The organism is Verrucosispora sp. SN26_14.1 (assembly GCF_004307965.1).
Lineage (GTDB): Bacteria > Actinomycetota > Actinomycetes > Mycobacteriales > Micromonosporaceae > Micromonospora.
The window spans coordinates 1-11596 of the sequence record NZ_SISL01000173.1; the positions used below are offsets into that span (position 1 = coordinate 1).

At 70.4% G+C, this 11596-nt stretch carries 13 protein-coding genes, 2 tRNA genes, 1 other RNA gene and 1 pseudogene; 7 read left to right on the plus strand and 10 right to left on the minus strand.

The window, feature by feature from the left end; translation table 11 throughout:
- Both EYA84_RS16640 and ffs read right to left on the minus strand, forming a co-directional pair.
- The coding region (locus tag EYA84_RS16640) for a DNA polymerase III subunit gamma and tau (RefSeq protein ID WP_131053988.1) at nt 1-1247 on the minus strand (1247 nt) is incomplete at its 3' end.
- Between the two features lie 212 nt (nt 1248-1459).
- Nucleotides 1460-1549: signal recognition particle sRNA small type (ffs, locus tag EYA84_RS16645), an RNA gene on the minus strand.
- A gap of 81 nt (nt 1550-1630) precedes the next feature.
- Here ffs and EYA84_RS16650 point away from each other — a divergent pair.
- Nucleotides 1631-1715: transfer RNA gene (locus tag EYA84_RS16650), tRNA-Ser, on the plus strand.
- 242 nt (nt 1716-1957) lie between these two features.
- Here EYA84_RS16650 and EYA84_RS16655 read toward each other — a convergent pair.
- A complete protein-coding gene (locus EYA84_RS16655; RefSeq protein WP_236145803.1) occupies nt 1958-2737 on the minus strand; it encodes a hypothetical protein in 780 nt (259 codons plus the stop codon).
- A complete protein-coding gene (locus tag EYA84_RS16660; protein ID WP_236145804.1) occupies nt 2706-3674 on the minus strand; it encodes a DNA-processing protein DprA in 969 nt (322 codons plus the stop codon). The genes EYA84_RS16655 and EYA84_RS16660 overlap by 32 nt, the downstream gene beginning before the upstream one ends.
- Before the next feature lie 293 nt (nt 3675-3967).
- On the opposite strand from EYA84_RS16660, the gene EYA84_RS16665 reads away from it, so the two are divergent.
- Together EYA84_RS16665 and EYA84_RS16670 are read left to right on the plus strand one after the other, a co-directional pair.
- The gene (locus tag EYA84_RS16665) at nt 3968-4525 is read left to right on the plus strand and encodes a hypothetical protein (RefSeq protein ID WP_131053989.1); all 558 of its coding nucleotides are present in this window, start codon (nt 3968-3970) and stop codon (nt 4523-4525) included.
- Nucleotides 4526-4599: 74 nt separating this feature from the next.
- Entirely contained in the window at nt 4600-5094 is a 495-nt protein-coding gene (locus EYA84_RS16670; protein WP_131053999.1) for a hypothetical protein, read from the plus strand.
- Between the two features lie 68 nt (nt 5095-5162).
- On the opposite strand, the gene EYA84_RS16675 is transcribed toward EYA84_RS16670, so the two are convergent.
- Both EYA84_RS16675 and EYA84_RS16680 read right to left on the minus strand, forming a co-directional pair.
- Nucleotides 5163-6719 carry an FG-GAP-like repeat-containing protein gene (locus EYA84_RS16675; protein WP_236145805.1) on the minus strand — a complete coding sequence of 519 codons (1557 nt, stop codon included), beginning with the start codon at nt 6717-6719 and terminating at the stop codon, nt 5163-5165.
- A gap of 446 nt (nt 6720-7165) precedes the next feature.
- Nucleotides 7166-7252, minus strand: a tRNA-Ser gene (locus EYA84_RS16680).
- A gap of 75 nt (nt 7253-7327) precedes the next feature.
- Between EYA84_RS16680 and deoD the strand changes: the two genes are divergently transcribed.
- The 3 genes from deoD (at nt 7328) to EYA84_RS16695 (ending at nt 9287) form a co-directional block, all read left to right on the plus strand.
- Nucleotides 7328-8035, plus strand: coding sequence for a purine-nucleoside phosphorylase (deoD, locus tag EYA84_RS16685; RefSeq protein ID WP_131053991.1), 708 nt, complete (start codon nt 7328-7330; stop codon nt 8033-8035).
- A 155-nt stretch (nt 8036-8190) separates the two neighbouring features.
- The gene (locus EYA84_RS16690; protein WP_131053992.1) at nt 8191-8826 is read left to right on the plus strand and encodes a TetR/AcrR family transcriptional regulator; all 636 of its coding nucleotides are present in this window, start codon (nt 8191-8193) and stop codon (nt 8824-8826) included.
- Nucleotides 8826-9287, plus strand: coding sequence for a thioesterase family protein (locus EYA84_RS16695; protein ID WP_131053993.1), 462 nt, complete (start codon nt 8826-8828; stop codon nt 9285-9287). The genes EYA84_RS16690 and EYA84_RS16695 overlap by 1 nt, the downstream gene beginning before the upstream one ends.
- A gap of 93 nt (nt 9288-9380) precedes the next feature.
- On the opposite strand, the gene EYA84_RS16700 is transcribed toward EYA84_RS16695, so the two are convergent.
- From EYA84_RS16700 to EYA84_RS16710, 4 genes are all read right to left on the minus strand, one after another.
- On the minus strand, nt 9381-9851 hold the full coding sequence (locus EYA84_RS16700; RefSeq protein ID WP_201272403.1) for a nucleoside deaminase: 471 nt from the start codon (nt 9849-9851) through the stop codon (nt 9381-9383).
- 184 nt (nt 9852-10035) lie between these two features.
- Entirely contained in the window at nt 10036-10566 is a 531-nt protein-coding gene (locus EYA84_RS16705) for a tRNA adenosine deaminase-associated protein (protein WP_131053995.1), read from the minus strand.
- A 130-nt stretch (nt 10567-10696) separates the two neighbouring features.
- A complete protein-coding gene (locus EYA84_RS32985) occupies nt 10697-10864 on the minus strand; it encodes a hypothetical protein (protein ID WP_162854368.1) in 168 nt (55 codons plus the stop codon).
- Nucleotides 10865-10994: 130 nt separating this feature from the next.
- Nucleotides 10995-11336, minus strand: a complete 342-nt coding sequence (locus tag EYA84_RS16710; RefSeq protein ID WP_131053996.1) for a hypothetical protein — start codon at nt 11334-11336, stop codon at nt 10995-10997.
- A gap of 66 nt (nt 11337-11402) precedes the next feature.
- Here EYA84_RS16710 and EYA84_RS16715 point away from each other — a divergent pair.
- Nucleotides 11403-11596, plus strand: a pseudogene (locus EYA84_RS16715) (hypothetical protein); the annotation flags it as partial.

Consider the following 11596-nt stretch of genomic DNA (forward strand, 5'->3'; position numbering starts at 1 on the left):
GGCGCGGCGGGAGGCGCGGAGCGTACGGCGGCGGGCTCGGTCGCGGGTGCGGAGCCGACGGCGGCCGACGGCGCGTCCGTGCCGGCGAGCGTGAGCCGACGTTCCATCCGTTCCAGGCGCTGGAGCAGGCCGCCGGTGGAATCGTCGACGCCGGGCAGCAGCATCCGGGCGCAGATCAGCTCCAGCAGCAGTCGGGGCGCGGTGGTGCCGCGCATCTCCACCAGGCCGTCGTGCACGATGTCGGCGCACCGGGACAGCGTGCCCGGCCCGAGCTGCTGGGCCTGGGCCGCCATCCGCTCGATCTGGTCGTCCGGCCCGTCGATGAGCCCCTTGGTGGCGGCGTCCGGCACCTGCTGGAGCACGATCAGGTCACGCAGGCGTTCCAGCAGGTCCGAGGCGAACCGGCGCGGGTCGTGCCCGGCCTCGGCCACCCGGTCGACGGTCGCGTACGCCGCCGCGCCGTCTCCGGCCGCCAGCGCGTCGCACATCTCGTCGATCAACGCCGCGTCGGTGACGCCGAGCAACGCGGCGGCCCGTGCATAGCTGACCCCGTCCGGGCCGGCACCGGCGATGAGCTGGTCGAGCACCGAGAGGCTGTCCCGGGCGCTACCGCCACCGGCGCGGACGACCAGCGGGAACACCGCCGGCTCGACCTGTACGCCCTCGGCCTCGGTGAGTTGCTCCAGATACGGCCGGAGGGTCTTCGGCGGGATCAGCCGGAACGGGTAGTGGTGGGTCCGCGACTTGATCGTGCCGAGGACCTTCTCCGGCTCGGTGGTGGCGAAGATGAACTTGACGTACTCCGGGGGCTCCTCGACCAGCTTGAGCAGGGCGTTGAAGCCGGCCGACGAGACCATGTGCGCCTCGTCGATGACATAGATCTTGAAGCGGCTGTTGGCCGGCGCGAAGAACGCCTTCTCCCGCAGCTCACGGGCATCGTCCACACCACCGTGGCTGGCCGCGTCGATCTCGATGACGTCGAGCGAGCCGGCCCCGTCGCCGCTCAGCGAGCGACACGAGTCACAGGTGCCGCAGGGCTCCGGGGTCGGACCGTGCTCGCAGTTGAGCGACCGGGCCAGGATGCGGGCGCTGGAGGTCTTGCCGCAGCCACGCGGCCCGGAGAAGAGGTACGCGTGATTGAGCCGGCCACTGCGCAGCGCCTGCGACAGCGGCTCGGTGACGTGCTCCTGCCCGATGACCTCGGCGAAGGTGCGCGGCCGGTACTTGCGGTAGAGCGCCAGTGCCACGGCGTCCCGCCTCCTCTCGACCGCGCCATTCTCGCCCCGCGCACACCCCACTGACCACCCACCCCGCTGAACGGGGTGCTCCGGAGTGCAGCGCCGAGTGCAAGGAAGGGCACCTTGTTAACGCCTCCGGTAGAGGAAGGGCCCCTTGTTAACACCGACAGCACAGCGCCCCACCACGCTGGGTGGAGGGGAGCGCACGGTGCCGGAGACAGAAAGGCCTCCCGTGCACCCGGCAGAGCTCGCTTATCCTTGCTGCCTTCCGGCCCTGGGGAGGTTCACGAGATACCGCCGCACGGGAGGTAGCACCAGCCTACCCGACCCGTGGTCGATCTTCAGGGGGTGGTGGGGTAGGCGGGTCGGCAGGGACCTGTACTCTGTTCGACGGAGGATTCGCCTAGAGGCCTAGGGCGCACGCTTGGAAAGCGTGTTGGGTTTACACCCTCACGAGTTCGAATCTCGTATCCTCCGCTCGCTTGAGCAGCACGAACGACAGGGCCGGCCCCATGGGGACCGGCCCTGATTCGTCGCGCGATGCCTGCTAGGGCTACTCGCCCTCCTCCGGTTGCCGGCTTTCGCACCAACCAGCAGCGTCGTGCAGTGTGGCCGAGCGGCGTCGGACCGGCCAGCAACTGCGAATGCTCATGCAGGCGGAAGACCGGTGGTGAGACCGGCGGGTGACAGTTCGTGCCTGGCCATACTCATGGAGAGCTTCACGCGCCTTCCACCACGCAGCGAGCGATGTCGAACTCCCGCGCTGCCCGTAGCCGCTCCAGGAGGAGGGCTGACGGGCCATACGCCGGGTTGACTCGGCGACCGATGATGACCGCTGCCACGGCTACTGCCCCGGCTGCCTTGAGGGCGAAAGCCAGCGACTGGACCCGACTGCCCGTCGTCCATGTGTCATCGAGAAGCAGAACTCTGCCGCCGGAGGCGCCGCTCTGCGGCAACTGGAAACGGTCGTGACGGAAATTCCGGTCGTCACCACGGTAGGCAGGGTTCGAGACTGGGCGGAGAACAGGGAGAGGCAGACGTCTCGCCACGATGGTCTCGAGCGGGTGGACGCCCGGTCGACCCCGCGTGGAGGGAACCGTGACGACGTGGGTGAAACGACCACCAAGCACGTCCGCAAAGCAATCCCAGTGAAACGCGAGGTAGAGGACCGTCAGCGAGGAGAGGTTTCCCATCGCGACCACCGACGGCTGAGCAGACTTGTAGACGATGAGATTGTGATCATGCTGCTCCCTCGCCACCGAATAGGCGATCGGGGCGACGACGTCTGCCTGAATACCGCCGGATGCAGAACGGTGCTGGCCGCACTGGTAGCACAGCTCGAATCCGATCCCCGCAGTGCTGCGGCAGACGACACAGATGCCATCACCCGGCGGCAATGGGCTGCGCAGGTAGTTGCGCTGTCGCTCAACCACCTGCATCTCGTCATGCTGGGCGGTCGCCCATTGTCTATAGGTCGACAAGACGCGGTAGACCTTCAAGTGCCTGAGGGGAATGGGGTATCTGGTGCACGATGAGGTCGACCGTAGCAACGAGCTCGTTAGCTGTCGATACGACATGCACACCTGGCCGGTCGGCGTACTCACGCGCCCAGTCGTGTTGCAGGAGCGAGTCGGTCAGGACCACTGGTCGGCCGTGCTGCAGCGCGAGGCGAGCCTGCATCCGAGCTCCGCTGCGGTATGCCGCTTCCACCACGACCGTCGCCGCCGCGTAGCCACTCATGACGGCATTGCGCATCGGGAAGGTGTGCTTGGCAGGTGGTGCGTCTGGCCAAAATTGACTGAGCACCAGGCCGTCTTCGATGATCTGATCCTGCAGCTGCCGGTTTGCTGCGGGGTAGGATCTATTGACCCCAGTGCCGATAACCGCCACTGTGCGACCACCTGCACGCAGGGCTGCGGTGTGCGCCGCCGTGTCGATTCCGGCAGCTAGACCGGAGACAACGGTGATACCCGACTCCGCCAGAGCAGCGGCACAGGTCTCGGCGATACCCACGCCGTGTTCCGTGGGCCTACGGGTTCCGACCACAGCCACCGCCCGCCGGTCTTCGGCGAGCGTGCCCCGCGTGAACACAATCGGAGGCATCTGGTGGATGTCACGCAGACGTGCGGGATAGGCGTCATCAAAGAACGAGTAGACCCCGATGCCCTCCGCTGCCCAGGCTTGCATTTCGGCCCGAGCAGCGCCCAGCGCATCCCGCACCGGGTCATCGCCGAAGAGAGTCTCTCCCGCACCGATCTGGCGGCGCAGAACAGCAAGTGCACTACCTTCGGCGAGCACCTCCGCAGCCACCTCAGTCCAGCGGGCACCAGGCTGGCGCAGCAGCGCGACGAGGGCCGCCACCTGCACCTGATGGCCTTCTGGCATGGCACCGATCCTAGAAGTGCTGTGCACCGGTGGCAGCGACACGGGGCTCATTGCCGCTCCTTCCCTCGACTTACCGACGACCCGAATCCTCGTACAGCCGTACGACTGTTCCGCCCGGTCACGGTAGCGCCATTGTCCAGGCTCACGCCCCAGGAGCGCATCTGGCCGCACCGGCGACAGCGCCACCGACCAAAGCAGCACCGCTCCGGCGAGCAGCCGACGACGGCAGCCGGAAATCGCCGTTACCGCGATACTGTCCGGATGGAGCCGAGCGTTGCCCGACGACGGCGAGCACGCCCGACCACCGTCGTACACATGTTCTATCCACAGGCTGTGGACATTCGGTGAGCTACCAGCTCAGCGCGGTCGTCGCGGACGCCGACCTGCTGCGCGAGGAGACCCGGGACCTGGATCACGCGGTGCTCGGCGGGTTGCGACAGGACTTCGCCCTGCTGCCGGTGACGCCGCAGTTGGTGGCGGAGTTGACCGGCACCCCGCCCGACTATGCGGCCGACGAGCCGAGCGCGGCGGACCCGTTCGCGCTGGTGCTCTCCCCCGCGCTGGTCGAGGTGCTGGCCCGCTGGTCGCGGCGGGGGCCGGTGGCGTACGTCGAGGCGGAGTTCGCCGGAGGGATCGGGCACCAGGCGGCGGCGGTCTGGTTGGGCGGCGCCCTGTCCTGGGGTCCGCGCTTCGACACGGCCTTCGACGGGCCGCGTCCGGATTGGCCCATCAACGCCGCGTTGATCGAGCTGGGTGCGGAGCCTGGGCGATGGATCGACCCCTTCGCCGAGCTGGGACTGCACGTGGAGCGGAGCACCGAGGGCTGGCTCACGCACGGCCGGCGCGGGCTGAGCGCCGACTACTGGGACGAGTTGGCCGACGAATGGGAGGCGCGGCAATAACCTCTTCGCTCCCGTCACGTTGGGGACTGGGGGATTCCATGAAATTGCGACAATTCGGCTTCATCGCCACACTGCTGCTTGCTGCCGCGATCTCGGGCAGCGGACCCATGCCACCGGACACCATCGCCGTCCGTGAGCCGGTCGCCGCGGCCAGCATCGTCGACCTCGACGGTCTGTCCGATGTCGACTTCGGCGACACGGAGGACGATCTGGCCCGGCGCGGCATGCTCCGCACCGACGTCGACGCCTGCGGTCCGACGCTGGCCGGACACGAGATGATCAGCCCGGTCTTCATCGACGACCGGCTGGTCCTGCTCTGGGCCGGCGACCCGGTCCGCACCCCGGAAGGAATCGCGGCCGGGTCACCGATCACGCAGGTCAGGGCCAGTTATCCGGAGGTACGCGCGCTGCACGCACCGCCGGGAACGCACCGCTTCGACGGCCTGTTCGCCCGCCACGGCGACCGCGCCTACCTGTTCCTGCACGACGGCGACACCGTCCGAAAGATCATCGCCGGGTACGCGGACTGGGCCCACCGCCTCTTCGTCGAGGGCCACGGCCCCTGCTGACGACGAGATCCCGGTACGAATCTGCCCTCCGAGGGGCGTGTTCGCACCAGGATCTCGTCGCGGTCAGGTCAGTAGTTCAGGCCGCCGGTCTGCGCGGCGGCGAGCCGCCGGCCGTACCACAGTGGCCAGACGACGTCCGTGCGCAGGCTCAGGCCACTCCACGACGTCGCCTGCGGGACGAGCCCACCGGAGCCGCCGTGGAACACCGCGACCGACCCGGAGGAGAGGCCGGCCGGGTCACCGGTGACCGCCTCGCCGGGCGACGCCACCAGCGCGTCCAGCGGACCGGTGCCGTTCAGGTTGAGCAGGGCGACCGCACCACCGAACCGGTCGCCGCGCTCCGCGCCGCCCGGCACGACCGCGTGATCCTGGTCGAAGCCCTGGGCACCCGTACCGGTCAGCCCCGAGGCAGAGCCCTTCAGCAGCGCGATCGTGCCCGCCTCGGCCTTCGTACCGATCGCCTCGCCGGGTGCGCCGACCAGCACGTCGGCCCGGCCGTCACCGGTCACGTCACCGACCGCCAGCGTCGCGCCGAACAGGTCACCGGCCTCCGGATCGCCCGGCACACCGGCCGTACGCTGGCTGAACAGCTTCACCGCGCTGCTCGACAGACCGCCGCTGCGACCGGTGAAGACCGCGACCATGCCCTCGTTGCCCTTCGGGCTCTGCGCGTTCGGGGCACCGGCCACGACCTCGCCCAACCCGTCGCCGTTGACGTCGCCGACGGCCAGCGCCATGCCGAGATCCCACACGTAGCTGTCGCTGCGTCCGGTGGCACCGCGCAGCGCCGCCCCGGTGACCGAGGTCGCTCCGCTGAGCTTCACACCGCTCGCCGAACCCCACATCAGCGTCAGCATCCCGCTGCCCGTCGACGAGGAGTTGCTGTTCTCCTGCGGCGCACCGATGACCAGGTCGGCGTACCTGTTGTTGTCGACCTTGCCGATGGCCAGCGTCCAGCCGAAGTGATCGCCCTTCTCGGCCGAGCCGGGCACCGCGGCCTGGTCCTGGTGCAACTGCTGCGCACCAGTGGCGGTCAGGCCACCGGTTCCGCCGTACAGGACGGTGACCGCGCCGGCCTCACCGAGACTGCCGATCGCCTCCCCGTACGCGCCGATCGCCAGATCGTCCCGGCCGTCACCGTTGATGTCGCCGGCCGCCAACGCCGACCCGAACCGGTCCTCCCGCTCCGAGGCGCCGGGCACCCCCGGGCTGCTCTGCGTGAAGTACTTCGCCGAGTCGATCCGCAGGCCGCTGCTGCTGCCCGGGATCACCCACACCCCACCGGCGTGCACATTGACCGTCGTGTCGTACTCCCCGGCCGCCAGGTCGTCGTACCCGTCACCGTCGAAGTCCCCGGTGGCGAGAATCTCCCCGAAGCAGACGCAGCCACCCCCGACCGGTGAGACCGCCGTGGCCAGATAGTCCACGTACGGCGTCGACGAGTAGCGCACCACCACCAGGCCACCGGGTGACTGCGGCAGGCTGTGCTCGTAGGGATCGGCAGAGGCCGCGACGTCGTCGACGCCGTCACCGTCGAAATCCGACCGGGTCGCTCCGCTCCCCTTGACCGACGTGACCGACACCGGCACCCGATCGACCTGGAGGACGACTCCCTCCCGGGTCACCGTCCGATAATCGCCCGCCGCGTGGGCGGGTACTCCCACCGCCATGCCGGCGGCAACCGCCAGCACAGAGACTCCCGCGACTCTTCGCCGCATCGATACCCCGTTTCTCGATGTTCGTACGTGCTGACGCGGAGGCCGCCTCACCGACCGGCGACACACTCCGCGTAGTTGATGATCTCGGTGCGGCTGGTGTTCGGTGCACGTCCGCTCCACGAACCCGACTGCGGGACGAGCCCACCGGGAGCCCCGTGGAAGCGGGAGACCGTGCCGGACCCGTCGGCCGCTCACACATCCTAGGGACCCGGAGATCGATGGCCATGCCCGGTCAGCCAGACATCGCACTCCGGACGGGCGGAACCGCTCAGGCGGGGGCGGCGTGCGGGGCGGCAACGGGAAACGCCCGGTCGATCCTCGCGGATCGACCGGGCGTTTTCGCTGTTCACGAGCGGTGGCGGCGGGATTTGAACCCGCGGAGGGCGTAAACCCTCACACGCTTTCGAGGCGTGCTCCTTAGGCCACTCGGACACGCCACCGCCGACGAGGGTACAGGACTGCCGGTTCCGACGCCGAACCGGTCCCGGACAGGTGGGCCTGGCAGGATCTCTGCCATGAGTACGCACATCGGCGCGAAGCCGGGCGAGATCGCCGAGCGGGTCCTGATGCCGGGTGACCCCCTGCGGGCCAAGTGGATCGCGGAGACCTACCTCGAGGGCGCGACCTGCTACTCGACGGTCCGGGGGATGTTGGGCTTCACTGGGCGTTGGAATGGTGTCGAGGTTTCCGTGCAGGGCTCGGGGATGGGCATGCCGTCCGCCTCGATCTATGCGCACGAGCTGGTGAACGAGTACGGCGTGAGGTCGCTGATCCGGGTCGGTTCGTGCGGCGCCCTGACCGAGGATCTGAAGCTGCGTGACGTGATCGCGGCGATCGGGTCGTCGACGGACTCGAACATGAACCGGATGCGGTTCGACGGGCTGATCGACTACGCCCCGGTCGCCGACTTCGGGTTGCTGCGTACCTCGGTGGAGGTGGCCGAGCGGCGCGGCGTCGCGATGCGGGTGGGGCCGATCCTGGCGGCGGACGCCTTCTACACGGACCGGCCGGACCTCTACGACAGCCTGGCCGAGTACGGCGTGCTGGCGGTGGAGATGGAGTCGGCCGCGCTCTACACGATCGCGGCGCGCTTCAAGGCGCGGGCGTTGACCCTGTTGACGGTCAGCGACCACATCAAGACCGGTGAGAAGACCACCTCGCAGGAGCGGGAGCAGACGTTCAGCCAGATGGTCGAGATCGCGCTGGACACCATCATCGCCTGAGCACCACACCGCCGCACCGGCACGGCCGCTGCGGTAGCCGCATCGACCGTCCCGTCACCGCCTCGCGGTGGCGGGACGTGGCGCGTCAGGACCGGTGACGATGGTCACCGCCTAAATAAATACGACCGGTCGTTCTTCTTTAGTAGGGTCGCCGTATGACCGTCGACGGCCGGCTCGCCCGGGGTGAGCGCACCCGCACCGCAGTGCTGGACGCCGCCGTCAGCCTGGCCTCCGCCAACGGGCTCGACGGCCTCTCCCTCGGGCACCTCGCCGACTCCCTCGGCGTGAGCAAGTCCGGCCTCTTCGCGCACTGGCGCTCCAAGGAGGCGCTGCAACTCGCCACCATCGACCGGGCGGCAGCGCAGTGGCAGGAACGGATCGTCGCGCCGGCCCTGCGCGCACCCCGGGGCGTACGCCGCATCCGGGCGCTGCACGAGGCACGGATCGACTTCTACGCCGCGCAGGTGCTGCCCGGAGGCTGTTTCTTCGCCACCACCGAGTTCGAGTTCAACGCCCGCCCCGGGCCGGTCCGGGATCGCCTCGCCGAGGTCTTCACCGCCTGGACGGCGTTCCTGGAGCGGCTCGTCCGGGAGGCCGTCGAGCGGGGCGAACTCCCCGCCGACCTGGACGTCGCGCTGCTCGCGTACGAGATCGACGCGTACGGGATCGCGGCGGCGATGCGTTCCCGGCTGCTCGACCCGGAGACCACCTACCGACACGCCCGTCGGGGCGTACTGACCCGTCTGCGGGCACTCTGCCCCGATCCCACCCTGCTACCGGAAGGCCCCTGATGACCCACGCCCTCGCCGACCAGCCCGCCGTCGCGTACGGCCACGTCGGGCCGGCCATGGTGCACTTCGACGACCTCGACGCGCTCGGTCTGCTGCACAACGCCCGGTACGCGCTGCTGCTGGAGCGTGCGATCACCGCGTACTGGTCGGATCAGGGGGTGGCCTACCGCGCCGGACGGGCCACCACGCCGGACGTGTTCCACGCGGTCCGCGAGTTCAGCATCACCTATCGCGCGCCGGTCACCGGCACCGGCCCGATCGCCGTGCACTTCTGGCTGGAGCACTTCGGCACCAGCAGCGCCGTGTACGCCTACCGGTTCCACTCCCTCGACGACACCACCACGTACGCGGAGGGGCGGCGGGCGATCGTCCGGCTCGACCCGGCGACCATGCGCCCGACACCGTGGACGGACGTGGCCCGGTCGGTCGCCGACACGCTGCTCCGCCCGACGGCGACCTGACCGACGGGCCCACCACCGACGACGCCGACCGGGACGCGACGGCGTCAGCGGAAGGAGGCCGCGACACCGACAGGGGCGGGAGACGCGACGGCGTCAGCGGAAGAAGGCGCGCAGGACGGCGCCGTTCTCCGCCTCCAGCACGCCGCCGTACACCTCGGGTCGGTGGTTGAGTCGGCGGTCCCGCAGCACGTCCCAGAGCGAACCGGCGGCCCCGGTCTTCGGCTCCCACGCGCCGAACACCACGGTCGAGACCCGGGCCAGCACCAGGGCGCCCGCGCACATGGTGCAGGGTTCCAGGGTCACCACCAGCGTGCAGCCGTCCAGCCGCCACCGGCCCCACCGCTGGGCGGCCCGGCGCAGCGCCAGCACCTCGGCATGCGCGGTCGGATCGCCGGTCAGCTCCCGCTCGTTGCGGCCCACCGCCAGCTCGGCGCCGTCCGGGCCGTAGAGCACCGCGCCCACCGGCACGTCGTCGACGGAGCCGGCCGGGGCCGAGTCGACGTCGGTGGGGAGGGGCGCGCCGCCGGCAGAACCGGTCACCGCGATCTCCAGCGCCCGGCGCATCCAGAGTTCGTGCCGCTGTCGCCGGCCGGTGCCGGTCGGGTCGGCGAGTGCCTCGTGTGCTCCCGGCCCCACCCGGCCGACCGCGCCGGGGGTGGGTTGGCCGGGCCGGACCGTCTCCAGTGCCGGGTCGGTCGCGTCAGCCGGTCCACCACCGCCGGACCGGACCGGCGCACCCTCGACCGGCTCAGACCTCACGCAGCTCCTCGACGTCGTCCACGCAGCCGAGCACCTGGCACACCTCGGCGGTGACGTCGGCCGGCATCATCCCCTCGTGGGCACAGAGCGCCAGCAGGCGCTGCGCGGGGATGCCCAGGTCGGTGAGGAGGTCCGCCTCGCCGACCGGGTCCGCCTCCGGGTCGACGGCGGGTTGCTCGTTGTCGTCGCCACCGCTGGTGGTCGCCGGGCGTACCTCCTCGGTGTCGTCCAGCCCGGTGACCGACGTCTTGAGGTCGCCGACCAGCAGGGCACCCAGCCGGGACTCCTCCGCGTACGCCGAGTCGGAACCGAAGACGCGCAGGTCCTCACCCTCGTCGAGGCGGAGGATGACCAGATAGGTGTCGTCTGCCTCGACGAACAGCAGCGACAGGTCCGCGTCGGGGGCGAGGTCACGGAGGCGCTCGGCCACCTCGTCGACGTCGGCGGCACCCCGCAGACTCAGCTCGGCGGCAGTCCAGCCACCCTTTTCCCGCACGACGGCCGCAGCGAAGTACGACACGGTTCCCCCAAGTAGCCTCGGCACAGCACACGCCGACCCGTTACGCGTGCACGTTAGCCGGTCGGGTCGGCAGGCGACCGGTCAACGCCCCGAAGGGCCGGTCATTCCTGGGGAAAGTGACAGACGCCGGTCAGCCGGTCAGGCGACGGCGGGTGGCGATCAGCTGGCGGAGCCGCTCGGTGCGTGCCCGCTGTGGCCGCTCGCGTTCGCGCACCGAGCGGGCGTCCGCCAGCTGCGCCAGGAGCTGCATGCGGCGACGGCTGCGATCCGGATCGAGCCGCGGAGTGGTCCAGGCCATACCGCGAGCGTGCCGAGTCGCGGCGGCCGAGTCAAGACGGGTTTCGGTGCCTGCACAACAACGCAGCGCAGTCACCGCCGGTGGGGGCCGCTCGCCGTCGGGCCGGGCCCTGACGGGTACGCCGTCCGCCCTACCAGAGCGGCCAGTCGCCGCTGGACGCCCAGCGGGTGACCACCGCGACGGTGGCGATGCTCCAGCCTCCTGCGGTGACGATCGCGATGCCGGCCGCCGTTCCCCGGTCACCGAAGCGGACCAGCACCAGGGCGGCGATCCAGGCCACGCCACCGGCGATCAGGGTCCACCAGGCGTACCCGGCGAGGCTGCGTCCGAGCAGGGCGACCAGGCCCAGCCAGGCGAGCGCGCCGACGGCTCCCGACGCGACACCGGCACCACTGACCGGGTGCGGCTCGCGATAGGTGGGTCGTCGCGGGCGCCCGGACGGGAAGAGGCCCGAGGGGCTGTACGGCATCATCCCTGCCACTCTCCCACCCGTGGACGTCCTCCTCCCACCGTAGGCGATACCTGTCAGGATGGCCCGATGGTCTCGTTGAGGATCGGACGCCGTCGCGCGTACGCCGTGCTGCTGCTCGTGCCGGTGCTCGCCGCCGCCGGCTGCGGGACGCCCCCTCCCCCGCCCGTGGGGTCGCCGACCGGCTCGGCGACGCCACCGGTCACCAGCGAGGCAGCGCCGCCGACCGGGGCGCCGGCTCCGACCGCCGCGACGCCGGACAC

Coding starts and splice junctions, on each gene's coding strand:
- EYA84_RS16660 (WP_236145804.1), bottom strand. CDS start 3,674: ATGAGCCCCGTGTCGCTGCCACCGGTGCACAGCACTTCTAGGATCGGT.
- deoD (WP_131053991.1), top strand. CDS start 7,328: ATGAGTACGCACATCGGCGCGAAGCCGGGCGAGATCGCCGAGCGGGTC.
- EYA84_RS16690 (WP_131053992.1), top strand. CDS start 8,191: ATGACCGTCGACGGCCGGCTCGCCCGGGGTGAGCGCACCCGCACCGCA.
- EYA84_RS16695 (WP_131053993.1), top strand. CDS start 8,826: ATGACCCACGCCCTCGCCGACCAGCCCGCCGTCGCGTACGGCCACGTC.
- EYA84_RS16700 (WP_201272403.1), bottom strand. CDS start 9,851: ATGCGCCGGGCGCTGGAGATCGCGGTGACCGGTTCTGCCGGCGGCGCG.
- EYA84_RS32985 (WP_162854368.1), bottom strand. CDS start 10,864: ATGGCCTGGACCACTCCGCGGCTCGATCCGGATCGCAGCCGTCGCCGC.
- EYA84_RS16710 (WP_131053996.1), bottom strand. CDS start 11,336: ATGATGCCGTACAGCCCCTCGGGCCTCTTCCCGTCCGGGCGCCCGCGA.